This window comes from Pseudarthrobacter sp. IC2-21 (genome assembly GCF_034048115.1).
Lineage (GTDB): Bacteria > Actinomycetota > Actinomycetes > Actinomycetales > Micrococcaceae > Arthrobacter > Arthrobacter naphthalenicus.
Window position 1 is genome coordinate 1678513 of the sequence record NZ_CP139145.1, and the last position, 23844, is coordinate 1702356.

Below are 23844 nucleotides of genomic sequence, written 5' to 3' on the forward strand. Positions count from 1 at the left end.
GATATGAGTTAAGTCATGGGAATTGTTTTCGGACTGCTCTATATTGCCCTGCTGCTGTTCTTCGTTGCCCTCATCGTCCGCCTGGTCTTTGACTGGGTGCAGATGTTTGCCCGGGAGTGGCGGCCCCGTGGTGCGGCCCTAGTGGCCGCCCACACGGTGTACTCCGTGACTGATCCGCCACTTAAGGGGCTGCGGCGGGTCATCCCCCCGCTGAGGCTCGGCGGCGTGACCCTGGACCTCGGATTCCTGGTTCTCTTCATCGCCGTGAGCATCGCAATGGCGGTGACCAGGGGATTCGCGTAATCTTCGACAAGACCTAGCAGTTCAGGGGCGGTTGCTGGAACGGATCCCAACCCTGTGAAGCGAAAGAAATCTCCGGTTTGACACCCAGTGTTGAATTAGAGGAACCAGACAAATTTTAGGTACCGTAGTTTTGGACGGCCGGAAGGCCTCCTGACTAACTAGACCAATGAGGTGACCAGATGGCTTTGACGCCAGAAGACGTTGTCAACAAGCGCTTTCAGCCGACCAAGTTCCGCGAAGGCTATGACCAGGACGAAGTTGACGACTTCCTGGACGAGATCGTCGTGGAACTCAGGCGCCTGAACCAGGAGAACGACGAACTCCGCAAGAAGCTTGCCGAGTCCGGTTCTGCTGTGCCGGCCAGCTCCGCTGCCGCCGCCCCCGTGGTTGAGAAGGTCCCTGCGCCCGTCAAGGCCGACAAGGCCGAAGCTCCGGCCAAGGCCGAAGCCGAGACCAAGGTTGCCGAGGCTCCGAAGAAGAAGGAAGCCGAGCCCGTCGCCGCTGTTGCGGCCGTTCCGGCTGCCGCTCCTGCACCCGCCGCGGGGAACAGCGTTTCCGCCGAGTCTGCCGCAGGCCTGCTTGCCATGGCGCAGCAGATGCACGACCGTCACGTGGCGGATGGCCAGTCCCAGAAGGACAAGATCATCGCCGAGGCCCAGATCGAAGCCAGCAGCCTGGTAAACGATGCCCAGGAGAAGTCCCGCAAGATCCTTGGTGCCCTGGAGCAGCAGCGCTCCGTCCTGGAGCGCAAGGTTGAGCAGCTCCGCGGATTCGAGCGCGATTACCGTTCACGCCTGAAGGCCTACATTGAAGGCCAGCTGCGCGACCTTGACGCCCGCGGCTCCGTTGCAGCGCCTGAGGTCGAGGCGAACAACTAGTCCGTCAAGCACGTATTCTGAAAGCCGGTGGCTGAGGATTCCTCGGCCGCCGGCTTTTGTGATTAACATCGGTTTTACAAATGAAAGCACCATGACTGACGACCTCGCCGCTGACGCAGCACATCCCGCGCCATCATCACCCCGGCCCCGGAAAAGGCTCCTGCTCCTGCTTTTTGCGGGCTTCGCAGCGTTTGCCTACGCCTTTGACCAGCTGACCAAAATATGGGTGACCTCCACCATGGTGGAGGGGGAGCGCATCCCCGTGCTGCCGCCGCTGCTGCACTGGTACTTCATCCGGAACTCCGGCGCCGCCTTTTCCATCGGCGAGAACGTGACGTGGGTGTTCTCCATCATCATGGCAGGCGTTTCGATTGCGATCCTGTTCCAGGTCCGCAAGCTCGGCTCGGCCTGGTGGGCCCTGGCACTAGGCCTACTCCTCGGCGGTGCGCTGGGCAACCTGACGGACCGCTTGTTCCGGGAGCCTTCATTCGCCATGGGGCACGTGGTGGACTTCATCCAGCTGCCCAACTTTGCGATATTCAACATCGCCGACTCCGCGGTGGTCTCCGCGGTGTCCATTATCTGCATCCTGACGCTGCGGGGGATCTCGCTGGACGGCTCGCGGCACGTTGCTGCGTCCAAGGAGAAGGCCGACGATGCCTGAGCAGGTGGTGGTGGCCGATGAATTCAACGGAACCCGTGCAGACGCCGGGCTCGCCGGGCTGATGGGGATCTCACGCTCGCTGGCGGCGACCCTGATTGCCGAAGGAAACGTGCTGTGCCGCGGCAAAAAACTTGGCAAGTCGGCACGCCTGGTGGCGGGGGATGTCCTGGAAGTGACGGTGCCTGAACGACGGGACCCGCTCGAAGTGGTGGAGGAAGTTGTGGAAGGCCTGAAAATCCTGCTCGACGACGACGATTTTGTTGTTGTGGACAAGCCGGTCGGGGTAGCCGCGCATCCGTCGCCCGGCTGGGTGGGACCCACCGTGGTGGGCGGGCTCGCCGGGGCCGGTTACCGCATTTCCACCTCAGGCGCGCCGGAGCGGGTGGGGATCGTGCACAGGCTCGACGTCGGCACGTCCGGCGTGATGGTGGTGGCCAAAACCGAGCGCGCCTACACCGCCCTCAAACGCGCGTTCAAGGAGCGCACCGTGGACAAGGTCTACCATGCCGTGGTCCAGGGGCTCCCGGATCCGCTGGAAGGCACCATTGACGCCCCGATCGGGCGCCATCCCGGGCATGACTGGCGCTTTGCCGTGATCGAGGACGGGCGTCCGTCCGTGACGCACTATGAGGTCCTTGAAGCGTTCGGCAAGGCGACCCTGGTTGAAGTGCATCTGGAAACGGGGCGCACACACCAGATCCGGGTGCACTTCTCCGCCCTGCGCCACCCTTGTGCCGGCGATCTGACGTACGGCGCCGATCCGCGGCTGGCCGCGACCCTGGGCCTGACACGGCAGTGGCTGCATGCGCGCCAACTCGGTTTTGACCACCCGGTGACCGGTGAGCGCGTGACCGTCACCAGCGAATATCCGCAGGACCTCGCCTACGCCTTGGAAATCCTGGAGTCGGGCCAGGCCTAGCCACGCGGCCCCGAGAGGCGAGCGACGCCGGGCCGTTGCGTTCAGGGTCACTGCGTCGCTGGGCAGCCGGCTCACCCGCAGCGCTTAGAATGGTCCGGTGACTTCCAGCAATGCCTCGTTCGTCCATCTCCACAACCACACCGAATATTCCATGCTGGACGGCGCCGCCCGTCTGGGGGAGCTCTTCGATGAAACCGAACGCCTCGGCATGCCGGCCCTCGCCACTACCGACCACGGCTACCTGTTCGGCGCGTTCGATTTCTGGAAGCGTGCCACGGACCAGGGCATTAAGCCGATCATCGGCGTCGAAGCGTATGTGACCCCCGGGACCGCGCGCACGGACAAAAGCCGTGTGCGCTGGGGTGAGGAACACCAGCGGAAAGACGACATTTCCGGCGGTGGTTCATATACCCACATGACGCTGCTGAGTTACAACAACGCCGGGATGCGGAACCTCTTCCGCGCGTCCTCCATCGCCTCGCTGGACGCTGTCTTCGGCAAGTGGCCGCGGCTGGACCGCGAACTCCTCAACACCTACTCCGAAGGCCTGATCGCCACCACCGGCTGCCCGTCGGGTGAGGTCCAGACCCGGCTTCGCCTGGGCCAGTACCGGGAGGCCGTAGAGGCCGCCGCGGAGTTCCGTGACATTTTCGGCGCCGAGAACTACTTCTGCGAACTGATGGACCACGGGCTGGATATCGAACGCCGGGTCACCGGCGACCTGCTCCGGCTGGCCAAGGACCTGAACCTGCCGCTGGTGGCCACCAACGACCTTCATTACACCCACGAGCACGACGCCAAGGCCCATGAGGCGCTGCTTGCCATCCAGTCCGGTTCAACGCTGCTCGAACCCACGTACGACAACGGCGGTTCCCGCTTTGCGTTCTCCGGCAGCGGCTACTACCTCAAATCCCCGCAGGAGATGCGGGAGCTGTTCCGGGACCACCCGGACGCGTGCGACAACACCCTGCTGATCGCGGAGCGGTGCGAGGTCTCGTTCAACACCGGCGCCAACTACATGCCCCGCTTCCCCTGCCCCCCGGGCGAGGACGAAACCTCGTGGTTGGTCAAGGAGGTGGCCACCGGCCTGGAATTCCGTTACCCAGGAGGCGTGCCGGACAAGGTCCGCACGCAGGCCGACTACGAGCTCGAAGTCATCACCTCCATGGGGTTCCCCGGCTACTTCCTAGTGGTGGCCGACTTCATCAACTGGGCGAAGAACAACGGCATCCGCGTGGGCCCGGGCCGTGGCTCGGGCGCCGGTTCCATGGTTGCCTACGCCATGCGGATCACCGACCTCGATCCGCTGCACCACGGCCTGATCTTCGAGCGCTTCCTGAACCCGGACCGCGTTTCCATGCCCGACTTCGACGTCGACTTCGATGATCGGCGCCGGTCCGAGGTGATCGACTACGTCACCCGCAAGTACGGCGACGAGCGCGTGGCCATGATCGTCACCTACGGCACCATCAAAACCAAACAGGCACTCAAGGACTCCTCCCGCGTGCTGGGCTACCCGTTCAGCATGGGTGAGCAGCTCACCAAGGCGCTGCCCCCGGCGGTCATGGCCAAAGACATTCCGCTTGCTGATATCCAAAATAAGGACTCCAAGCGGTACAGCGAGGCCGGCGACTTCCGGCAGCTGATCAGCACCGATCCCGAAGCCGCGAAGGTCTTCGAGACGGCGCTCGGCATCGAGGGGCTGAAGCGGCAGTGGGGCGTCCACGCCGCCGGTGTCATCATGTCCTCGGACCCCATCATCGACGTCATCCCCATCATGCGCCGCATCCAGGACGGGCAGGTGATCACGCAGTTCGATTACCCCACCTGCGAAGGCCTGGGGCTGATCAAGATGGACTTCCTGGGTCTGCGAAACCTGACGATCATCTCGGACGCCCTGGAGAACATCAAGCTCAACCGCGGCCATGACCTGGACCTGGACAGCCTGGCCCTGGACGACACCGCCTCGTACGAACTGATGGCCCGCGGCGACACCCTGGGCGTCTTCCAGCTCGACGGCGGCCCCATGCGCGCGCTCCTGAAGCTGATGAAGCCTGACAACTTCGAAGACATCTCCGCTGTGCTGGCGCTCTACCGTCCCGGCCCCATGGGTGCCAACGCACACACGGACTATGCCCTCCGCAAGAACGGGATCCAGGAAGTCATTCCCATCCATCCCGAGCTCAAGGAACCCCTCGCGGAGATCCTGGGCGGAACGTACGGCCTGATCGTGTACCAGGAGCAGGTTATGGCGGTGGCGCAGAAACTCGCCGGCTATTCCCTGGGCCAGGCTGACATCCTCCGGCGCGCGATGGGCAAAAAGAAGAAATCGGAACTGGATAAGCAGTTCGCCGGGTTCTCCCAGGGCATGCAGGACAACGGCTATTCCATGGAAGCGGTCAAGACACTGTGGGACATCCTGCTTCCGTTCTCCGACTATGCCTTCAACAAGGCGCACTCGGCCGCGTACGGCGTGATCTCCTACTGGACGGCGTACCTGAAGGCGCACTACGCGCCGGAGTACATGGCGGCGCTGCTGACCTCCGTGGGTGACGACAAGGACAAATCGGCAATCTACCTCAATGAGTGCCGGCGCATGGGCATCACCGTGCTGCCGCCGGACGTCAACGAGTCCGCCCTGAACTTCACCCCGGTGGGCAACGACATCCGCTTCGGCATGGGAGCCATCCGCAACGTGGGGGTCAACGCCGTCGAAGCCATGGTGGCTGCGCGCGAAAAGGAAGGCGCCTACACGTCCTTCAAGGACTACCTGGTGAAGGTTCCGGCCGTGGTGTGCAACAAACGCACCATTGAATCGCTGATCAAGGCCGGGGCCTTCGATTCCCTGAACCACCACCGGCGTGCCCTGGCGATGATCCACGAAGAGGCGATCGACTCGGTCATCACCCTCAAACGCAACGAGGCGATCGGCCAGTTCGACCTGTTCGCCGGTTTCGAGGAGGCCGAGTCGGAGGCCTCCCTGAGCATTGAGATTCCCGACCTGCCGGAGTGGGAGAAGAAGGACAAGCTGTCCTTCGAACGGGACATGCTGGGCCTGTACGTTTCGGACCACCCGCTGCAGGGACTGGAAGGACTCCTCAGCCAGCACGCGGACCAGAGCATCACGTCGATCATTGCCGAAGACGGCCCGCACGACGGCGCGATTGTCACGATCTCCGGCATGATCACGTCACTGAGCCGCCGGATCGCCAAGGCGAGCGGGAACGCCTACGCACGCGCCGAAATCGAGGACCTTGGCGGCTCCATGGAGGTCATGTTCTTCGGCCAGGTCTACGGGCCCATCGCTTCGGTCCTGGCCGAGGACCTGATTGTGGTGGTCAAGGGGCGCCTGCAACGGCGCGACGACGGTGCAGTCACCCTGAACTGCATGGAACTCTCCGTTCCGGACCTCAGCGAGGGAACAAACGGTCCGCTGCAGATATCGATGCCCACCCATAAGGCCACCGAGGCCGTGGTGACCGAACTCGGGGACGTCCTGCGGAACCATCGCGGGAATTCGGAGGTCCGGCTGCATCTGCAGGGGGATACCCGGACCGAAGTCATGGCCCTGCCCGTGCACCTCAGGGTCAACCCAAGCCCGTCACTGTTCGGGGACCTGAAGGTCCTGCTCGGGCCGACCTGCCTGGACTACTAAGGAACAGCCGGTCTAGATTTCGTAGTCCAGCGGGACGGGCTGGCCATAACTGCCGGAGTGGTACAGGAGCGGCGTGCCGTCCGCGCCCACGGCGCCAGCGACCACTTCCACGACCACCACGGCGTTGTTCTCGAAGGAGAGACGCATCTGGATCTTGCCGATCAGCCAGCCGGCAACATCCTTGAGAACCGGGACATCGTGCGGTCCCATTTCCCAGTGATCTCCGACGAACCGGTCCTTGGTGCGGGCGAAGCGGTCGGCCAGGGCCTGGTTCTCCAGACCCAGCATATGGACGCCAAGGTGGGTGGCGTTGGCCACCGCCGGCCAGGAGCGCGAGCTGCGGGCCATGTTGAAGGTGAACCGCGGCGGCTGGGCTGAGAGCGATGCCACGGACGTGGCCGTGAAGCCGTACGGCTCGCCCTTGTAGTTCACCGTGATGATCGCGACGCCGGCAGCGTGGCGCCGGAACATTTCCTTGAACGTGCCCTCAAACGGCACTGCATCTGGCGGCACTGCATCTGACATTGTTGAGTTGCTCCCTAGACATGCTTCATGAATTCTTCCTTAAGCGTATTGCTCCGCCGCTGAACAGCGGAATCGGCGCACCACGCACGTCATGCGGCCACACGCAGCTGCCTTTGTTAAGGTTTGTTTCATGGAAAAACACAACAGTCCGCCTTCCGCCCGGCTGCCATGGACATGGTTTGGTGCAGCCGCGGCCGGTGGTGTTCCGCTCGGACTGCTGTGGTGGCTGCTCGCTCCCGGCGGGCTGAACCTGATCACCCGCAATCCCGCCTTGGGAAACGGGACCAACCCGGAGGTGTGGCTGCCGCGGGACCTGACCCTCGCCGGCCTCCTGGTCTTCGGCGGGTGCCTCATGGCCGTGTTCCTCACCGAAAAGCGGGGCGGCGCGGAGCGGCAGGCCTTTCTTCTCAGCCTGGCAGGCGGTCTCCTGGGCGCGGTCATCGCCTGGCAAACGGGTGTGTTGGCCGGCCGGGTGTGGGGTGCGCCCGTGGATGCCGCCATCAACGCCAGTGTGGCGTTCTCCCTCCGATCCCTGTCCGTACTGCTGCTGTGGCCGGCTGCAACGGCAGTGTCAGTGTTTGCCCTGAACCTGCTCAACCTGCTCAGGAAGGGGCCGGACACGGGAATGCATCAGTAGCACCGGGGTGCACCCAGGCCGAACACGGTGTGCCCGGCGCGTAAAATGAACGGGTGACCATTTCTTCTGCATCTCCAGCAACCCCGCCAACCGCAACCGTCAACTTCCGCACGGTCGACCTGCGTGGGAAGGGACTGACCTTGGCCGGCCTGCGTGCCGCGGTGCCCCGCGCCAGGCAGAACACCGTGGCGGACGCGGAGGAAAAGGTCCTGCACATCATCGACGCGGTCCGCCAGCGGGGCTTCGCCGCCCTCGGCGACCTTGCCAGGCAGTTCGACGGAGTTGACCAGGTGCACCCCCGGGTCCCGGCCGATGCACTGGCCCGGGCCCTGGCGGAGCTGGACCCTGCAGTCCGCCGTGCCCTGGAAGAATCCATCAGCCGGGCGCGGCAGTTCGCGGACGGGCAGCGGCCCCGCGGCGTCGACGTCGAACTCGGCGACGGCGCCCTCGTGAGCCAGAAGTGGGTGCCGGTTTCGCGCGTGGGTCTCTACGTCCCGGGAGGCCTGGCGGTCTACCCGTCCTCGGTCATCATGAACGTGGTCCCCGCCCTGGCTGCGGGAGTGGAATCCATCGCCCTTGCGTCGCCTCCCCAAAAAGACTTCGGCGGCCTTCCCCACCCCACCATTCTTGCCGCGGCGGCCCTGCTGGGCATCAGCGAGGTGTATGCGATCGGCGGCGCGCAGGCCATCGCGGCCTTCGCCTACGGCGTGGAGGCTTCCGATGCGGGACCCGCCCTGGAGCCCGTGGACGTGGTCACCGGTCCTGGAAACATCTTTGTGGCCACGGCGAAACGGCTTGTCAAGGGCGTGGTGGGCATCGATTCCGAGGCCGGGACGACGGAGATCGCCATCCTGGCCGATTCCTCCGCGCAGCCGGCCCTGGTGGCGGCCGACCTGATCAGCCAGGCCGAGCATGATCCCAAAGCAGCGTCGGTACTGATCACTGATTCCGAGGACCTTGCCGCGGCGGTCCGCACCGAGCTGGACCGGCAGTCGGCCCGCACCAAGCACTCCGCCAGGGTATGTGAGGCGCTGTCCGGGCCTCAGTCCGGCGTTGTGCTGGTGGAGGACCTCGACCAGGGCGTGGCAGCCTGCGATGCCTATGCTGCGGAGCACCTGGAGATCATGACCGCCGACGCCGCCGCGGTGGCCGCCAGGATCCGGAATGCAGGCGCCATCTTCGTCGGGGACTACAGTCCCGTCAGCCTGGGCGACTACTGTGCGGGCTCGAACCACGTCCTGCCCACCAGCGGTACGGCGGCGTTCTCCTCCGGCCTGAATGTGACCACGTTCCTTCGGGCCATTCAGGTGGTCAATTACAGCCGGGCCGCCTTGCAGGAAGTCAGCAGCCACATTCTCAGTTTGTCCGGCGCAGAGGACCTGCCGGCGCATGGTGAGGCAGTGACGGCACGCTTCGGCGGGACTGCCTGATTCCGGACCCTGCCCCGACTCAGAAGCACAACATGTAGTCCTTCTTAACACTACATATAGTGGTTACCTCCCCCATTGTGACGTAAGATGCACTTGTAGGGACAAGTTGCCACTGAGGGAGGCGCCACCGTGTATTGTCCGTTTTGCCGTAATCCGGACTCCCGTGTTGTGGACAGCCGCATGGCGGACGACGGCTCCGCCATCAGGCGGCGCCGGCAGTGCCCCGAGTGCGGTCGCAGGTTCACCACGGTGGAAACCACCAGCCTGTCGGTCATCAAGCGCTCAGGCGTGGGTGAACCATTCAGCCGCAGCAAAGTCATCAACGGCGTCCGTAAAGCGTGCCAGGGCCGGCCGGTGAGTGAGGATGACCTTGCGCTCCTTGCCCAGGAGGTGGAGGAACAGATCCGTGCCTCCGGGGCTGCTGAGATCGAGGCGCACGAAGTGGGCCTTGTGATCCTGGGTCCGCTGCAGAAGCTTGACCAGGTTGCGTACCTGCGTTTCGCCAGCGTGTACCAGGCCTTCGAATCCCTGGAGGACTTCGAGACGGCCATTGCCCTGTTGCGGCACGAGTCGGTTGGAGAAACCGTCAGCCCCGCTGCGAAGGCCGCCCGGACCTCGTAGAAGCCCACCGCAGGCGCTGCCCGGTGGCCGAGGAAGACCATGGCCGTTTTACCCCCAGAATTCGCTGAGCCGGTCCGCAAGGAACCTGCCCTGGTTGTGCCCGGCGCGGGCGGCGGCCGGACGCAGTGACGGATCCATCGCCTTGGCGCCAAACAGGTGTTCGGCGTCGCCGGCAGGGAAGACCGTTTCGACTTTGCTCCCGCCTGCGCGCAGCTCCCCGACCTGGGCTGCAAGGTGCAGGCCCCACTCCTTTGGCGTCCGCGCCCTCCCGCCGAAGGGTGAGAGCACCAGCACCCGCCCGCATCCGGCCGCCAGGTCGGCGTTCTCGCTGGATCGCCGGTAGCCGCCGTCGATGTACCGGTTGTCCCCGATGCCGTACGCGAAACCGCTGGCACAGCTGGCAGCGACTGCGTCCACCAGGCTGACTCCGCTGGTGCGGTCGAACACCACAGGTTCGCCGGTATGGGCGTCGACCGCCGTGATGAGCACGCGCTGTTCCGGCCAGCTTTGGCCGGGCAGCCGGGCGGCGACGGTGGCGCGCCACCTCGCTTGCCCGGAGACGTCCGACGCCGATTCCATCCCGAGTGCCGCTGCGCCCATTCTGCGGCGCATGTCAGCCGCGTCCTGTGCTGCGCCGATGAGCCTGTTCGTTCTCTCCAGGTGGTCTGTGACCGGCTTGAGGGGGACGCGGGCGTCGGGGGAGGGGGCGGGTCGGGTCCCTTGCCGGGGAACCTCGGCCAGGATGGCGGCGAGAAGTTCGGCCGGGCCGGCGCCGGCGATCTGGGCCGCGGCTGTCGATCCGGCCGACGTCCCGATGGTCAGCTCTGCGCGGGTCACATCGAGCCCGGCCTCGAACAGGCCGGCGATCACGCCGATCAGCCAGGCGTTCCCGGTGGAGCCTCCGCCGCCGAGGACCAGCGCGCGGTCACCCGCGGCCCCTTCCCGCGGGGAGGCCGCGGCCTGCGCCTGATCCTGGCCGCACTGCGGCCCTGGAGAAGCCGGGGTTGGGTTGATGTGCCGGGTGGAAAAAGGTGTTGTGTTCATGGGAGTCGCCGTTCTCGAATTGCCTGGCGGGCGCTCCCTGAGACGACTACCTCAGTCGTGAAATCCTGGCCGGCAGGGGAGTGCCCATTGCTGATACTGCGTTCATGGGGTCCCACCTCCTGCGATTGGTGACGATTACACGAATATTCGCACAGTAGCTAGGTGTGCGCAATGACGCTGTGCCGCTTCCGGCCGAGCAGGGGGCTACTTGGTGAGCTTATGCTTGACGGCGATTTCGACCGCGGCACCCACAATTCCCGCTTCGTTCTTCAGCTCGGCAGGGACGATGGGGGTGCGCAGCTTCAGGTTCGGCAAGTACTCGTCCGCCCGCTTGGAGATCCCGCCGCCCACAATGAACAGCTCCGGCGAGAAAAGGAACTCGACATGGGAGAAGTAGCGCTGCAGCAGCACGCTGTATTGCTCCCAGCTGAGGCCGTCCCGCTCGCGGGCCACGGCAGAGGCTTTGGTCTCGGCGTCGAAGCCGTCAATTTCCAGGTGGCCCAGCTCGGCGTTCGGGACCAGGTTGCCGTTGAAGATGAAGGCGGATCCGATTCCGGTGCCCAGGGTGATGACCAGGACCGTGCCGTCAACCCCGGCACCGGCGCCGTAGCGCGCCTCAGCGAGTCCGGCGGCGTCGGCGTCGTTGATGACCTCAACCGGACGGCCGAGGCGGGCCGTGAGGAGGGCGTCGATGTCCGTGTTGAGCCAGCTCTTATCCACATTCGCTGCCGAGTGCACCACACCGTGCTGGATGATGCCCGGGAACGTGACACCTACCGGTGATTTGGCGTCCGGGGCCTCGGGCCGGCTGGACAGCTCGGCCACAACCTGTGCCACCACCTCGGCCACGGCCTCCGGGGTGGCGGGCTGCGGAGTGGCGACGCGGAACCTCTCGCCCAGCAGTTTGCCCTTCTTCAAGTCGACGATGCCGCCCTTGATCCCTGTCCCGCCGATGTCGATGCCGATCAGCGGGGATTTTTTGTGCGACTTCTCGTCCTTCTTGGCCAATGTTGTTCCGTTCGTGGCAGGGCGGGCGGGCAGGCCGGGCGGCTGACCGGGTCTGGGGAAAATTAGGGGAGCGTAAGGATTTCGGCGCCGGAGTCCGTTACCAGCAGCGTGTGTTCAAACTGGGCGGTCCGCTTGTGGTCACGGGTGACAACTGTCCAGTCGTCTTCCCACATGTCCCATTCGACGGTGCCGAGGGTGAGCATCGGTTCGATGGTGAACACCATTCCGGGCTCGATCACAGTGCTGTACGCGGGGGCGGCATCGTAGTGCGGAATGATCAGGCCGGTGTGGAAGGCTTCCCCCACGCCGTGGCCGGTGAAGTCCCGCACCACCCCGTAGCCAAAGCGCTTCGCGTAGGACTGGATGGCCCGTCCGATCACGTTGATTTCGCGGCCCGGCGCCACGGCCTTGATGGCGCGGTTCAGCGACTCGTGGGTGCGCTCCACCAGCAGCCGTGATTCGTCGTCGACATCTCCGACCAAAAAAGTGTAGTTGGTATCGCCATGCACGCCGTTGATGAACGCTGTGATGTCGATGTTGATGATGTCGCCGTCCCGGACCACCGTGCTGTCGGGGATGCCATGGCAGATGACCTCATTAAGCGAGGCGCACAAGGACTTCGGAAATCCCCGGTAGCCCAGGGTGGACGGGTACGCCTTATGGTCCAGCAGGAACTCGTGGCCCACTTTGTCCAGCTGGTCAGTGGTGACTCCCGGCCGGATGTGCTTTCCCACTTCAACAATGGCCTGGGCGGCGATCTTGCTGGCAATCCGGATTTTTTCGACAGTTTCAGCCGACTTGACCTCCGAGCCCGTGAACTTCGCAGGACCGGGCTTGCCCACGTACTCCGGCCGCGGGATGGACGGCGGAACGGGGAGCTGCGGGCTGACGGTTCCCCTGGTCAGGGTTCCGGTAGGTGCAGTGGAGGCAAGGGAAGGCATACATTGATCATATAAGGCACCGCAGAACGCCAAGTAATGGAAGCCCCCAACCTTCGCGCATCTGTTGTTAAGTTACGTGGATCACAGCGGGGATCCTTTAGCCGGAATGAGGAGCATCGATGACTGAGTACTGGTATAACGTGAACACCCACGAGGTGGAAGAGGACGCGCTGTCTGACTGGAGCCAGCTGATTGGCCCCTACAAGACACGCGAAGAGGCGGAACATGCCTTGGAGAAGGTCCGCGCCCGCAACGAAGCCTGGGACAAAGGCGAAGAAGACTGACCGGATCCGCTGGCACCGCAGAGAGGCACGACATGGCTGATATCAAACCTGAATACGCAGGGCAGTGGCGATTCGACCCGGCGCACACGCGAATTGGTTTTTCCACCCGCCATGCCATGGTCACTAAAGTCCGCGGTGCCTTTAACGACTTCGAGGGCACCATCACCGTCGATCCGGATGCCCCCGAACGCTCGGCCGTGCAGCTGACCATCAAGGTCGCGAGCATCGATACCCGCAATGCGGACCGCGACCAGCACCTGCGGACCAACGACTTCTTCGATGCCCCCAACTTTCCGGAAATCACGTTTGTGAGCGACCGGGTCGATCAGGTGGACGAGGGGCACTTTATTGTCAGCGGCAGCGTCACCATCCGGGGCGTTACCCGCGAGGTCTCGATTCCGATCGATTTCATGGGCGTCGAGCGCGATCCCATGGGGAACCTCCGTGCCGGCTTTGAAGGCTCCCGCCGCATCAACCGCCAGGATTTCGGGCTCAAATGGAACACCACGCTGGACTCCGGCGGGGTCCTGGTGTCGGACAAAATCACCCTGGAATTCGAGGTGTCCGCCATCAAGGTGGAGGACGGCTAGAACGAGTGCTCAGGGCCGGGGAACTGTCCGGAGCGGACGTCCTCGCCGTACGCCCGGGCAGCGTCGCCGAGGGTGGTGCGGAGATCGGCGTACTGCTTCACGAACTTCGCCATCCGCCCGCCCCGCAGCCCGGCCATGTCCTGCCACACCAGCACCTGGCCGGTGGTGACGTTGCCGGCTCCGATGCCCACCGTCGGAACGTCGATGGCGGCGTCGACGGCAGCCGCGGTCTCCGCGGGCACCATTTCCATCAGGACACTGAACGCGCCCGCGTCAGCCAGCGCGACGGCGTCGTCAATCAACCTCTGGGCGTCCTCGCCGCGGCCCTGGACCCGGTAGCCGCCCAGCGCGTGCTCACTTTGCGGGGTGAATCCGATGTGGGCCATGACGGGGATTCCCGCCTGCACCATTGCCTGAACGGTTTCCGCGTAGTACTTGCCGCCCTCCATTTTGACCGCGTGTGCCAGGCCTTCCTTGAGGAACCGGACGCCGGTTGCCACGGCCTGCTGGGGGGAGACTTCATAGCTGCCGAATGGCAGGTCCGCCACCACCAGGGCGCGCTTCGCCGAGCGGGCCACCGCCCGGCAGAGCGGGAGGAGTTCATCCACCGTCACCGGCAGGCTCGTTTCGTTGCCGAAGACGTTGTTGGAGGCGGAGTCTCCCACCAGAAGAACCTCAATGCCGGCCTGATCGAAAATCTCGGCACTGTACTGCTCGTAGGCGGTCAGCATGGCAAACCTGGTGCCGTCACGCTTGGCCTGCTGCAGATGGTGGAGGCGGACCCGCGGCGCCGGCTTCGCGGGATCGCCCGACGACGGCGACTGCGCGGCGGCGGGCCCGTTTCCGTAGGGTGCGGGTACTTCAGCGGACGCGCTTGAGCCGGAGCTATTGGTTGTGGCCATGGCAAGAGCGTAGTGCGGCACCGAGGCTCCTAGCCACCTGCCTTCAGCCGGGAAGTGTGTGATACGCCTCATATCAGCCCTGCCGCGTGGGTGGATTTTGCCTCCCGTTGACAGGATCCGGCCCCGGTTCCGATGTTAACCCTGTGTTACGGGAGCGGTGGCTCCCGCATCGGGCTGGATTGCTTAGTAAAGTGATGGTGAACTGCTGCCGGCGTCCGCTCTTGCGGACCCGGGGCATGAACGATGACCGGAGAAGAGGCCCCCATGGACCGCCAGCAAGAGTTTGTCCTGCGCACAATCGAGGAGCGCGACATACGGTTCGTACGTCTGTGGTTCACCGACGTCGTCGGGTCGCTTAAGTCAGTGGCACTGGCGCCGGCAGAAGTTGAGGGTGCCTTCGAAGAAGGGCTCGGCTTCGACGGCTCATCCATCGAGGGCCTGGCCCGGGTCTTTGAATCGGACATGCTGGCACAGCCGGATCCTTCCACCTTCCAGATCCTGCCGTGGCGCGGTGAGACAGAGCAGACCTCCCGAATGTTCTGCGACATCCTGACCCCGGACGGCGAACCGTCCTCCGCCGACCCGCGAAACGTCCTGAAGCGGACCCTGGCGAAGGCCGCGGACATGGGATTCACGTGCTACACACACCCTGAGATTGAGTTCTACCTGCTGAAGTCGCAGGAGCCCGGCCCTGACGGCTCGCCGGTGCCGGTGGATGAAGGCGGCTACTTCGACCACGTGCCCGGCGGCGTTGCCCAGGACTTCCGCCGCACAGCCGTGACCATGCTGGAGTCGGTGGGCATCTCGGTGGAGTTCAGCCACCACGAAGCCGGGCCCGGCCAGAACGAGATTGACCTCCGCTACGCCGATGCCCTTCAGACGGCGGACAACATCATGACGTTCCGGACCGTCATCAAGGAAGTGGCACTGCAGCAGGGGACCTATGCCACCTTCATGCCCAAGCCCTTCACCGAACACCCGGGGTCCGGCATGCACACCCACTTCTCGCTGTTTGAAGGCGACGCGAACGCATTTTACGAGGCCGGCGCGGAGTTCCAGCTCTCCAAGACGGCGCGCCAGTTCATCGCAGGCATCCTGAAGCACGCCCCGGAGTTCACGGCCGTGACCAACCAGTTCGTTAACTCGTACAAGCGCCTTTGGGGCGGCGGCGAAGCCCCGAGCTACCTGAGCTGGGGTCACAACAACCGGTCCGCGCTGGTCCGCGTACCGCTGTACAAGCCCGGGAAAGGCCAGTCAGCCCGGATCGAATACCGCGGCATCGATTCCGCTGCCAATCCCTACCTCGCCTACGCCGTCCTGCTGGGCGCGGGCCTGAAGGGCATTGAGGAGGGCTACGAACTCCCGCCCGCCGCGGAGGACGACGTCTGGTCGCTGAGCTCGGCTGAACGCCGCGCCATGGGACACGATCCGCTGCCGGCCAGCCTCCATGACGCCATCCGCTCCATGGAGGATTCAGAACTGATGCCGCAGATTCTGGGCGAACAGGTCTTCGAACACTTCCTGCGCAACAAGCGCGCGGAGTGGCAGGACTACCGTCTGCAGGTGACGCCCTACGAACTGCAGCGCAACCTCGGCATCCTTTAGGCGGCCGCGGTGAGCCTCGCCCGCCGCCTGATCTCGGCCGGCTTCAGTGACCTGGAGAAGGGGGAGCGGTTCCTCGCTGCCCCTGAACTGGAAGGACTGGACCCGGAGCGGCTCTTCGCGGGCCTGCAGATGGCGGCGAACCCGGATGTGGCGCTGCAGTCCCTGGTCCGCCTGATCGAGAAACATCCGGGCCTTCGGGATCTCGCCGCGGCCGACCCGGAGACCAGTGAACCGCTCTACCGGGTTCTGGGTGCCTCGGAGGCGCTGGGCGAATTCCTGATCCGGCATCCGGAACACCTGGTCGCTTTCGAGGTCACTGCCAGTCCGGAACCGCTGCAGGCGGATCCGGACCAACTGCGGGCAGCACTGCTGGCCTCGGTCCGGGCTGACTCCAGATCGACCAGGCCGCTTGCCGGGATCACGGGCGCCGAGGCGTATGCCGCCCTCCGGACGGCCTACCGCCGCGGCGTGGTGGATCTTGCCATCAAGGACCTGTGCGCTGCCGATCCCTTGGACTTTATGCCCGCCGTCGGCGCTGAACTGGCCGACCTGGCCGGCGCTGCCATCGAAGCCGCGCTGGCAGTTTCCCGGGCGGAAGCCACAGAGAAGTTCAGCGCCGTTGAGGTCGCCGAGGTTGGCTTGGCCGTGATCGGCATGGGCAAGTGCGGAGCCCGCGAACTGAACTACATTTCCGACGTCGACGTCATCTACGTCATTGACGCCGGGGACCTGGAAGATGCCCGCGCCATCACCATTGGCACGGCACTGGCGGCCGGAATCTCAAGGGCGATTTCCTCGGTGGCGCGGGAGCCGGGCCTCTGGGAGGTGGACGCCAACCTCCGGCCCGAGGGGAAGTCCGGACCGCTGGTGCGGACCCTCGCTTCCCACGAGAGCTACTACGCCCGCTGGGCCGAAAGCTGGGAGTTCCAAGCCCTGCTGAAGGCGCGCACCATCGCCGGGGACCGGGAACTTGGTGAACGCTACGAGGACGCGGTGGCCCCCCTGATCTGGAATTCCGCCGGGCGGGAAGGATTTGTTGAGTCGGTCCAGGCGATGCGCCGCCGGGTGACCGAGCACATTCCCGCAGCCGAGGAACAACGCCAGATCAAGCTCGGCCGGGGAGGCCTGCGTGACGTTGAGTTCACGGTTCAGCTGCTCCAACTGGTGCACGGCAAATCCGACGAGTCGCTCCGCCGCAGGGACACCACCGCGGCCATCGCGGCGCTCTCGGCCGGCGGCTACATTGGCCGGTCCGATGCCGCGGCCTTTGACCAGGCCTACCGTTACCTGCGGCTCCTGGAGCACCGGATCCAACTGTTCCAGCTCCGCCGGACGCATCTTATGCCGGTCAGCGAAACGGCCCTGCGTGCGCTGGCCAAGGCGGTGCTGGGGCCGTTCTCCACGGACCGTCCGCATTCTGATGCGCTCCTCGCCCAGTGGCAGAAAACCAAGAGGTCCGTCCGCGAACTGCACGAACGCATTTTCTACCGCCCGCTGCTGAACACCGCGGCGAAACTCAGCACGGAAGACGCCCGGCTGACGCCGGAGGCGGCCCAGGGACGCCTGGCTGCGCTGGGCTACCTTGACCCCAAGGGAGCCATGCGGCACATCGAGGCCCTGACAGCCGGGGTCAGCCGGCGTGCCGCCCTCCAGCGCCAGTTGTTGCCCATCCTGCTGGACTGGCTCGCCGAGGGCGTGGATCCGGACGCGGGCCTCCTGGCGTTCCGGCGGGTCAGCGAGGCGCTGGGCACCACCCACTGGTATCTCGGGATGCTCCGGGACTCCACGGCCGCTGCGGAGCGGCTGTGCCACGTCCTTTCCAACTCACGCCTGATCGCGGACCTGCTGGAAGTGTCGCCGGAATCGGTGGCCTGGCTGGGCAACGACAAGGACCTCGCGCCGCTGGGCTTCGAAGCCCAGTGGCAGGAGATCACCGCCAAAATGTCGCGGCACTCCGACCCCGAAAATGCGATGCGCCTGATCCGGCTGATACGGCGCCGCGAGATCCTGCGGATCGCGATCGCGGATTCGGCCGGGCTGCTCAACCAGGATCAGGTCGGCTCAGCCCTCGCGGACACGGACCGGGCGGCCGTCCTGGGTGCGTTGCGGGTGGCCGAAGGCATTGTCTCCGCGAAAGGTCCGCTCAAGACCGCCATGCTGATTGTTGCCATGGGCCGGCAGGGCGGACGCGAGATCGGCTACGGCTCGGATGCCGACGTGATGTACGCGCACCGGGCCCTGCCCGGCTACTCGGAGGAGGAAGCCCAGGAACAGGCGGCCAGGATCGTCTCCAGGGTCTCCAGCCTCCTGACGCAGCCGCTGAAGCCGGCCATCATGGCCGAACGGGTCCTGCAGATGGATGCCGACCTCCGCCCGGAGGGGAAAAACGGCGCCATGGTGCGTTCCCTCGATTCCTTCGCCGAATACTACCGACGGTGGTCGCTGATCTGGGAGGCACAGGCGCTGCTGCGGGCACGGCCCATGGCCGGAGACGATGATCTGGCCCGCGATTTTGTGGCCCTCATCGACCCGATCAGATACCCGGAGAATATTTCGGAGCACGACGTCCGTGAAGTGCGCCGGGTCAAGGCCCGCGTCGAAGCCGAGCGGCTGCCGCGCGGGGCGGATCCGGCCCGCCACCTGAAACTGGGGCGCGGGGGACTGAGCGACGTCGAATGGCTGGTTCAGCTCCTCCAGCTCCAGCACGCGGGCAAACACGATGAACTGCGGACCACCTCAACGGTGGAGGCGCTGGACGCGGCCGCGTCCCTGGACCTGCTTTCCGCGGCTGATGCGAAGCTCCTCGCCGACGCGTGGCGGCTGGCCAGCCGGATCCGTTCCGCCAACGTGATTTGGACCGGACGGGCGTCGGACCTGCTGCCGTCCTCACGCCGGGACCTTGAAGCGGTGGCCCGCTGGTGCGGCTACCAACCCGGCCACGCGGCGGCACTGGAGGAGGACTACCTGCGCCTGAGCCGGCGGGCCCGTGCCGTCTTCGAACGGGTTTTCTACGGCCATTAGGGACCGGACACGTCCCCGGGGTGCGGGCAGGAAGCGCGGCGGCGACGGCTGCCGCCAAATGCGGATAACCTCTAAAGGTTAGTTTGCCGGTCCAGAAACCGGCTGCCGCACTTACCAAGGGGTTGTTAGAACTTGTCCAGACTCCAGCAGACCGGGGCCACCCGTCACCGGCGAGCCACGGTCATCGGAGCGTTGCTGGCCTTTGCCGCGATGATCTTCGGTGCCGTCGGCGCCGCAGCCGCGCCGGCAGACGCAACCGCGGCCTCCATCGGGTCCGCCCCCTCCGCCATACCGTCAAGCCTCGCGGGCAAGACCTTCGTCATCGGCACGGACACCACCTTTGCCCCGTTCGAGTTCCGGGATGCGGGAGGTGAACTGACCGGCATCGACATGGACATCATCCGTGAGATCGCGAAGAAGCAGGGATTCGCCGTCGAGATCAAGTCGCTGGGCTTCAACGCGGCCCTCCAGGCGCTCTCCTCCAACCAGGTGGACGGCGTGATCGCGGGCATGTCCATCACGGAGCCGCGCAAACAGATTTACGATTTCTCCGACCCCTACTTCGAGTCGGGCGTTCAGATGGCCGTTGCCAAGTCCAACTCGGACATCAAGGCTTACGAGGACCTCCGGGGTAAGACGGTCACGGCCAAGACGGGAAGCGAGGGCGAAACCTTCGCCAAGTCCATCGCGGACAAATACGGCTTCACGGTCACGTCACTGGACCAGTCCGCCACCATGTACGAGCTGGTCAAGTCCGGGAATGCCGTGGCTGTTTTCGATGACTACCCGGTCCTGGCGTACGGCATCAGTCAGAACAACGGTCTGAAGTCCGTGACAGAGAAGGAAAAGGGCGGCTCCTACGGCTTCGCCGTCAACAAGGGACAGAACCCGGAGCTGCTTCAGGCGTTCAACACCGGCCTGGGCGATCTGAAGTCCACCGGGAAGTACCAGGAAATCCTGGATAAGTACCTCAAAGATCCCACCCAGGCCACTCCCTCCAGCTTCTGGGACCTGCTGGTCAACAGCTTCCCCGCGCTGATGAAGGGCCTGGGCAATACGGTTCTGGTGACTGCGATTTCCTTCGCCATCGCCATGCTGATCGGTCTGTTCATGGGCTTCCTGAAGATCTCCACCAGCACACTGCTCCGTGGCGTTGCGACGACCTTCGTCAGCGTCTTCCGCGGGACCCCGTTGCTGGTATGGGCGTTCTTCTTCTACTTTGGCATCCCGCAACTCACCGGCCAGCCGATCGACATCTGGGTGGCGGGTGTGTTGACCCTGAGCCTGAACTCCGGTGCGTACATCACCGAAATCGTCCGGGGATCCATCCAGTCGGTGGACCCGGGCCAGCTCGAGGCCAGCCGCAGCCTGGGCCTGGGCTACGCCAAGTCCATGCAGAAAGTTGTGGTTCCGCAGGCTTTCAAGATCATGACGCCTTCCCTGATCAACCAGCTGATCATCATGCTCAAGGACAGCTCCCTGCTGCTCGCCATCGGCTTCGCGGAACTTCTCTACCAGGGCCAGCAGATCTACGCGGGCAACTTCCGGATCACCGAGACACTGCTGATTGTCGCTGTCCTGTACTTCGTGGTGATCATGCTCCTGACCAAACTGGCCAACGTTGCAGATAAGAGGTTCAACAAATGAGCACAGCAGTAACTGAGCGCAGCAAGATCTCGGTCAGGGACCTCAAAAAGTCTTTCGGGGCGCATGAGGTCCTCAAGGGCATCAACGCGGAGGTGGCGGAGGGCGAAGTCGTCTGTGTCATCGGTCCTTCCGGCTCCGGCAAGTCCACTTTCCTGCGGTGCCTGAACAAGCTCGAGGACATCACAGCCGGCCACGTCACCGTGGATGGCTTCGACGTGTCGGATCCCAAAGTGGACATCAACGAGGTCCGGCGGCACATCGGCATGGTCTTCCAGCACTTCAACCTGTTTCCGCACATGTCGGTCATTGAGAACATCATGCTGGCTCCGGTGGAATCGAAGAAGCAGGGCAAGGCCGAGGCCCGGGACAGCGCTCTGAAGCTGCTGGAACGCGTCGGCCTCGCCGAGAAGGCCGATGCCCGCCCGGCGTCGCTGTCCGGCGGCCAGAAGCAGCGGGTCGCGATTGCCCGGGCCCTGGCCATGAACCCGGACATCATGCTTTTCGATGAAGCCACCTCCGCACTGGACCCCGAGATGGTGGGCGAGGTGCTGCAGGTCATCAAAGACCTGGCCGGCGAAGGCATGACCATGGTCCTGGTCACGCACGAAATGGGTTTCGCCCGCGAGGTCGCTGACCGGGTGCTCTTTATGGCGGACGGTGTGATCTGCGAGCAGGGAAAGCCGGAGCAGCTGTTCGGAAACCCGCAACAGCAGCGGACCCAGGACTTCCTGTCCAAGGTGCTTTGATCCGGAGATGCCTGAAAGCGTGTGGCTGTTGCCGCTGAAGGATGTCGACGACGACGCTCGTGCCGTGAAGCTGGGGGAGATAGCCGAACTGGACGTCACTGCCTCCCAGCGGCGGTTTGTGGATGACCCGCTGCGCATGGCGCTGGCCGGCCTGGCAGAGGCCGGCCGGCATCCTTTCGCGATCGACTCCAACGGGCTTGCCGTCGGCGTCCTGACGCTGCAGGCCGGTGCCGCCCGGCTGGCCGGCTGGCCGGATAGCGACTCCGCCTGGTTGTTGAGGGGGTTCGCGATCGACCGGCGCCGGCAGGGGAGGGGACTGGGACAACTCGCGGCTGCCGCGGCGGTGGAGGCCGCCGCGAAACTGACGGCGAAGCACGCAGGCGGCGAGACCGGCGTCGTTCTTTCGGTCAATGAAGCCAACCCGGCGGGTCTGGCCGCCTACCGCAAGGCCGGATTCACCGACCACGGCCAGTATCTCGGCGGAAGTTCCGGGCCCCAGCGGATCATGTTCCGCGCGTTTACGGGGTAATTCGACCAGACACGCAGCCACAGGATTGCCTCCGGGCGAACATTGACCCATCATGTGGGTGGCGGTGTTCTTCAGTCCTTGTTGGGGGGAAGGCTTGAAAAGTCTTCGTCCGGGGGAGCACATGTCAGGGGGCTGGCTCTTGGTCTCAGCACGTCTGGAGCCAGCCTCCACCTTGCGCGGCTCTGCCAGATGCAAAAAGTCCGCCCGGACGGCTCAGCATGGCTGCTGGCCGTCCGGGCGGACTTATCGGGACTGAGTGTGTCAGCCCTGCGGTGTGTTAGACGCCGTAGTAGAGCTCGAACTCGTACGGGTTCGGGCGCAGGGACAGCGGGCGGATCTCGTACTCGTACTTGTACTCGATCCAGGTGTCGATCAGGTCCTGGGTGAACACGCCACCGGCCTGCAGGAACTCGTTGTCCTCGCTCAGTGCCTCGAGGGCTTCCTCCAGCGTTCCGGGAGCCTTGGGGATGTCCTTGGCTTCCTCGGCGGGGAGCTCGTAGAGGTCCTTGTCGATGGGGGCAGGCGGTTCGATGCGGTTGCGGATGCCGTCGATGCCGGCCATCAGCTGGGCAGCGAAAGCCAGGTACGGGTTGGAGGACGGGTCCGGAGCGCGGAACTCGATGCGCTTGGCCTTCGGGTTGGAACCTGTGATGGGGATACGGATGCCGGCGGAACGGTTGCCCTGCGAGTAAACCATGTTGACCGGGGCTTCGAAGCCCTTAACCAGGCGGCGGTAGGAGTTGACCGTCGGGTTGGTGAACGCCAGCACTGCCGAGGAGTGCTTCAGCAGGCCGCCGATGTACCAGCGGGCAGTGTCGGACAGGCCGGCGTAGCCCTTTTCGTCGTAGAACAGCGGTTCGCCGTTGGTCCACAGCGACTGGTGGCAGTGCATGCCCGAACCGTTGTCGCCGAAGACCGGCTTCGGCATGAACGTCACGGACTTGCCCCAGGCGTCCGCGGTGTTCTTGATGACGTACTTGAACTTCTGCAGGTCATCAGCCGCGTGGGTCAGGGTGGTGAACTTGTAGTTGATTTCAGCCTGGCCGGCGGAGCCTACCTCGTGGTGGCTGCGTTCAACCTCCAGGCCGGCCTCGTCCAGGGCAACGCACATGGCGTCGCGCAGGTCGGCCTGCTTGTCGGTGGGGGAAACCGGGAAGTAGCCGCCCTTGACGGGAGTCTTGTAGCCGAGGTTGCCGCCTTCTTCTTCGCGGCCGGAGTTCCAGTGCGCTTCTTCCGAGTCGATCTTGTAGAAGCTGCCCTCGGGCGAGGACTGGTACTGAACGTTGTCGAAGACGAAGAATTCGGCTTCGGGAGCGAAGAACGCGGTGTCCGCAATGCCGGTGGAGGCCAGGTACGCCTCAGCCTTCTCGGCCACGCCGCGGGGGTCGCGGTGGTACGGGTCACCGGTGCGCGGGTTCACGATGGAGAAGTTCAGCGCCAGGGTCTTTTCCATGCGGAAGGTGTCCAGGAATGCGGTGGTGACGTCCGGGATCAGCTGCATGTCGGATTCGGCGATGCCCTGGAACCCGCGAATGGAGGAACCATCGAAGAGCTGGCCGTTGACGAAGAAGTCAGCGTCAACACTCTTGGCTGGCACATTGAAGTGCTGCTGGACGCCGGGGAGGTCGGTGAAGCGGATATCGACGAATTTAACATCCTCGTCCTTGATGAACTTGAGGACTTCGTCCGCATTCTTGAACATCTATGCTCCTATCGCATATGTAAAATCTGGCTGCAAGCCGTCTGGTCCAGCGCAATCCGAAAGGCAGGGAAACAGCGTTTCCCTGCTCGGGCTATTGCTTGAAACTGCTACCAACCTTATGGACATGTCATTTCCCGACAGTGTCCGCATTGTTTCGGGCAGGTTACAGAATGCCCTGCCCTGGCAACGCTAT

The 23844-nt window shown here is 64.5% G+C and carries 21 protein-coding genes; 15 read left to right on the forward strand and 6 right to left on the reverse strand.

Annotated elements, in window-relative coordinates:
• Positions 1-15 precede the first annotated feature (15 nt).
• The 5 genes from SBP01_RS07660 to dnaE all read left to right on the forward strand — a co-directional run bounded on the left by SBP01_RS07660 (position 16) and on the right by dnaE (position 6419).
• Entirely contained in the window at positions 16-303 is a 288-nt protein-coding gene (locus SBP01_RS07660; protein ID WP_275213563.1) for a YggT family protein, read from the forward strand.
• 179 nt (positions 304-482) lie between these two features.
• Positions 483-1181, forward strand: coding sequence for a DivIVA domain-containing protein (locus SBP01_RS07665; protein ID WP_275213564.1), 699 nt, complete (start codon positions 483-485; stop codon positions 1179-1181).
• A gap of 91 nt (positions 1182-1272) precedes the next feature.
• The gene (gene lspA, locus SBP01_RS07670) at positions 1273-1845 is read left to right on the forward strand and encodes a signal peptidase II (RefSeq protein WP_275213565.1); all 573 of its coding nucleotides are present in this window, start codon (positions 1273-1275) and stop codon (positions 1843-1845) included.
• On the forward strand, positions 1838-2764 hold the full coding sequence (locus SBP01_RS07675; protein ID WP_320538011.1) for an RluA family pseudouridine synthase: 927 nt from the start codon (positions 1838-1840) through the stop codon (positions 2762-2764). The genes lspA and SBP01_RS07675 overlap by 8 nt, the downstream gene beginning before the upstream one ends.
• Positions 2765-2861: 97 nt before the next feature.
• Positions 2862-6419, forward strand: coding sequence for a DNA polymerase III subunit alpha (dnaE, locus tag SBP01_RS07680; protein ID WP_320538012.1), 3558 nt, complete (start codon positions 2862-2864; stop codon positions 6417-6419).
• 12 nt (positions 6420-6431) lie between these two features.
• Here dnaE and SBP01_RS07685 read toward each other — a convergent pair whose 3' ends face one another.
• Positions 6432-6944, reverse strand: coding sequence for a flavin reductase family protein (locus SBP01_RS07685; protein ID WP_275213569.1), 513 nt, complete (start codon positions 6942-6944; stop codon positions 6432-6434).
• A 130-nt stretch (positions 6945-7074) separates the two neighbouring features.
• On the opposite strand from SBP01_RS07685, the gene SBP01_RS07690 reads away from it, so the two are divergent.
• The 3 genes from SBP01_RS07690 to nrdR all read left to right on the forward strand — a co-directional run bounded on the left by SBP01_RS07690 (position 7075) and on the right by nrdR (position 9632).
• Positions 7075-7581: a hypothetical protein gene (locus tag SBP01_RS07690; RefSeq protein WP_320538013.1), complete on the forward strand. Its 507-nt coding sequence runs from the start codon at positions 7075-7077 to the stop codon at positions 7579-7581.
• Positions 7582-7634: 53 nt separating this feature from the next.
• Positions 7635-9011 carry a histidinol dehydrogenase gene (gene hisD / locus SBP01_RS07695; RefSeq protein WP_320538014.1) on the forward strand — a complete coding sequence of 459 codons (1377 nt, stop codon included), beginning with the start codon at positions 7635-7637 and terminating at the stop codon, positions 9009-9011.
• Between the two features lie 129 nt (positions 9012-9140).
• Positions 9141-9632: a transcriptional regulator NrdR gene (gene nrdR, locus SBP01_RS07700; RefSeq protein WP_275213573.1), complete on the forward strand. Its 492-nt coding sequence runs from the start codon at positions 9141-9143 to the stop codon at positions 9630-9632.
• Between the two features lie 48 nt (positions 9633-9680).
• On the opposite strand, the gene SBP01_RS07705 is transcribed toward nrdR, so the two are convergent.
• The 3 genes from SBP01_RS07705 to map form a co-directional block, all read right to left on the reverse strand.
• Entirely contained in the window at positions 9681-10676 is a 996-nt protein-coding gene (locus tag SBP01_RS07705) for a patatin-like phospholipase family protein (RefSeq protein WP_275213574.1), read from the reverse strand.
• Positions 10677-10880: 204 nt separating this feature from the next.
• Positions 10881-11684 (reverse strand): polyphosphate--glucose phosphotransferase, encoded by an 804-nt coding sequence (gene ppgK / locus SBP01_RS07710; protein WP_275213576.1) that lies wholly within the window; start codon positions 11682-11684, stop codon positions 10881-10883.
• 62 nt (positions 11685-11746) lie between these two features.
• Positions 11747-12625 carry a type I methionyl aminopeptidase gene (map, locus tag SBP01_RS07715; RefSeq protein WP_320538015.1) on the reverse strand — a complete coding sequence of 293 codons (879 nt, stop codon included), beginning with the start codon at positions 12623-12625 and terminating at the stop codon, positions 11747-11749.
• 119 nt (positions 12626-12744) lie between these two features.
• On the opposite strand from map, the gene SBP01_RS07720 reads away from it, so the two are divergent.
• Both SBP01_RS07720 and SBP01_RS07725 read left to right on the forward strand, forming a co-directional pair.
• Entirely contained in the window at positions 12745-12909 is a 165-nt protein-coding gene (locus tag SBP01_RS07720) for an SPOR domain-containing protein (RefSeq protein ID WP_255768462.1), read from the forward strand.
• A gap of 32 nt (positions 12910-12941) precedes the next feature.
• Positions 12942-13499 (forward strand): YceI family protein, encoded by a 558-nt coding sequence (locus tag SBP01_RS07725; protein ID WP_275213578.1) that lies wholly within the window; start codon positions 12942-12944, stop codon positions 13497-13499.
• Here SBP01_RS07725 and panB read toward each other — a convergent pair.
• Positions 13496-14401: a 3-methyl-2-oxobutanoate hydroxymethyltransferase gene (gene panB, locus SBP01_RS07730; RefSeq protein ID WP_275213579.1), complete on the reverse strand. Its 906-nt coding sequence runs from the start codon at positions 14399-14401 to the stop codon at positions 13496-13498. The two genes, SBP01_RS07725 and panB, sit on opposite strands and share 4 nt — an antisense overlap.
• Before the next feature lie 264 nt (positions 14402-14665).
• On the opposite strand from panB, the gene glnA (SBP01_RS07735) reads away from it, so the two are divergent.
• The 5 genes from glnA (SBP01_RS07735) to SBP01_RS07755 all read left to right on the forward strand — a co-directional run bounded on the left by glnA (SBP01_RS07735) (position 14666) and on the right by SBP01_RS07755 (position 21949).
• Positions 14666-16006 (forward strand): type I glutamate--ammonia ligase, encoded by a 1341-nt coding sequence (gene glnA, locus SBP01_RS07735; protein WP_320538016.1) that lies wholly within the window; start codon positions 14666-14668, stop codon positions 16004-16006.
• A 9-nt stretch (positions 16007-16015) separates the two neighbouring features.
• On the forward strand, positions 16016-19027 hold the full coding sequence (locus tag SBP01_RS07740) for a bifunctional [glutamine synthetase] adenylyltransferase/[glutamine synthetase]-adenylyl-L-tyrosine phosphorylase (RefSeq protein WP_320538017.1): 3012 nt from the start codon (positions 16016-16018) through the stop codon (positions 19025-19027).
• 210 nt (positions 19028-19237) lie between these two features.
• The gene (locus SBP01_RS07745) at positions 19238-20674 is read left to right on the forward strand and encodes an amino acid ABC transporter substrate-binding protein/permease (protein ID WP_320538304.1); all 1437 of its coding nucleotides are present in this window, start codon (positions 19238-19240) and stop codon (positions 20672-20674) included.
• Positions 20671-21420 (forward strand): amino acid ABC transporter ATP-binding protein, encoded by a 750-nt coding sequence (locus SBP01_RS07750; RefSeq protein ID WP_275213583.1) that lies wholly within the window; start codon positions 20671-20673, stop codon positions 21418-21420. Before SBP01_RS07745 ends, SBP01_RS07750 begins: the two co-directional genes overlap by 4 nt.
• A gap of 7 nt (positions 21421-21427) precedes the next feature.
• Positions 21428-21949 carry a GNAT family N-acetyltransferase gene (locus SBP01_RS07755; protein WP_275213584.1) on the forward strand — a complete coding sequence of 174 codons (522 nt, stop codon included), beginning with the start codon at positions 21428-21430 and terminating at the stop codon, positions 21947-21949.
• A gap of 277 nt (positions 21950-22226) precedes the next feature.
• Here the strand turns inward: SBP01_RS07755 and glnA (SBP01_RS07760) are convergent, their stop codons facing one another.
• Positions 22227-23651, reverse strand: a complete 1425-nt coding sequence (gene glnA / locus SBP01_RS07760; protein WP_275213585.1) for a type I glutamate--ammonia ligase — start codon at positions 23649-23651, stop codon at positions 22227-22229.
• Positions 23652-23844: the final 193 nt, after the last annotated feature.

Excerpts from the sequence above, each read along its gene's own strand:
- panB (WP_275213579.1), bottom strand. The coding sequence starts at position 14,401 with ATGGCCACAACCAATAGCTCCGGCTCAAGCGCGTCCGCTGAAGTACCC.
- SBP01_RS07745 (WP_320538304.1), top strand. The coding sequence starts at position 19,238 with ATGATCTTCGGTGCCGTCGGCGCCGCAGCCGCGCCGGCAGACGCAACC.
- SBP01_RS07725 (WP_275213578.1), top strand. The coding sequence starts at position 12,942 with ATGGCTGATATCAAACCTGAATACGCAGGGCAGTGGCGATTCGACCCG.
- lspA (WP_275213565.1), top strand. The coding sequence starts at position 1,273 with ATGACTGACGACCTCGCCGCTGACGCAGCACATCCCGCGCCATCATCA.
- SBP01_RS07705 (WP_275213574.1), bottom strand. The coding sequence starts at position 10,676 with ATGAACACAACACCTTTTTCCACCCGGCACATCAACCCAACCCCGGCT.
- SBP01_RS07720 (WP_255768462.1), top strand. The coding sequence starts at position 12,745 with ATGACTGAGTACTGGTATAACGTGAACACCCACGAGGTGGAAGAGGAC.
- map (WP_320538015.1), bottom strand. The coding sequence starts at position 12,625 with ATGCCTTCCCTTGCCTCCACTGCACCTACCGGAACCCTGACCAGGGGA.
- SBP01_RS07690 (WP_320538013.1), top strand. The coding sequence starts at position 7,075 with ATGGAAAAACACAACAGTCCGCCTTCCGCCCGGCTGCCATGGACATGG.
- SBP01_RS07660 (WP_275213563.1), top strand. The coding sequence starts at position 16 with ATGGGAATTGTTTTCGGACTGCTCTATATTGCCCTGCTGCTGTTCTTC.
- glnA (WP_275213585.1), bottom strand. The coding sequence starts at position 23,651 with ATGTTCAAGAATGCGGACGAAGTCCTCAAGTTCATCAAGGACGAGGAT.
- SBP01_RS07755 (WP_275213584.1), top strand. The coding sequence starts at position 21,428 with ATGCCTGAAAGCGTGTGGCTGTTGCCGCTGAAGGATGTCGACGACGAC.
- SBP01_RS07665 (WP_275213564.1), top strand. The coding sequence starts at position 483 with ATGGCTTTGACGCCAGAAGACGTTGTCAACAAGCGCTTTCAGCCGACC.
- SBP01_RS07675 (WP_320538011.1), top strand. The coding sequence starts at position 1,838 with ATGCCTGAGCAGGTGGTGGTGGCCGATGAATTCAACGGAACCCGTGCA.
- SBP01_RS07750 (WP_275213583.1), top strand. The coding sequence starts at position 20,671 with ATGAGCACAGCAGTAACTGAGCGCAGCAAGATCTCGGTCAGGGACCTC.
- glnA (WP_320538016.1), top strand. The coding sequence starts at position 14,666 with ATGGACCGCCAGCAAGAGTTTGTCCTGCGCACAATCGAGGAGCGCGAC.
- SBP01_RS07685 (WP_275213569.1), bottom strand. The coding sequence starts at position 6,944 with ATGTCAGATGCAGTGCCGCCAGATGCAGTGCCGTTTGAGGGCACGTTC.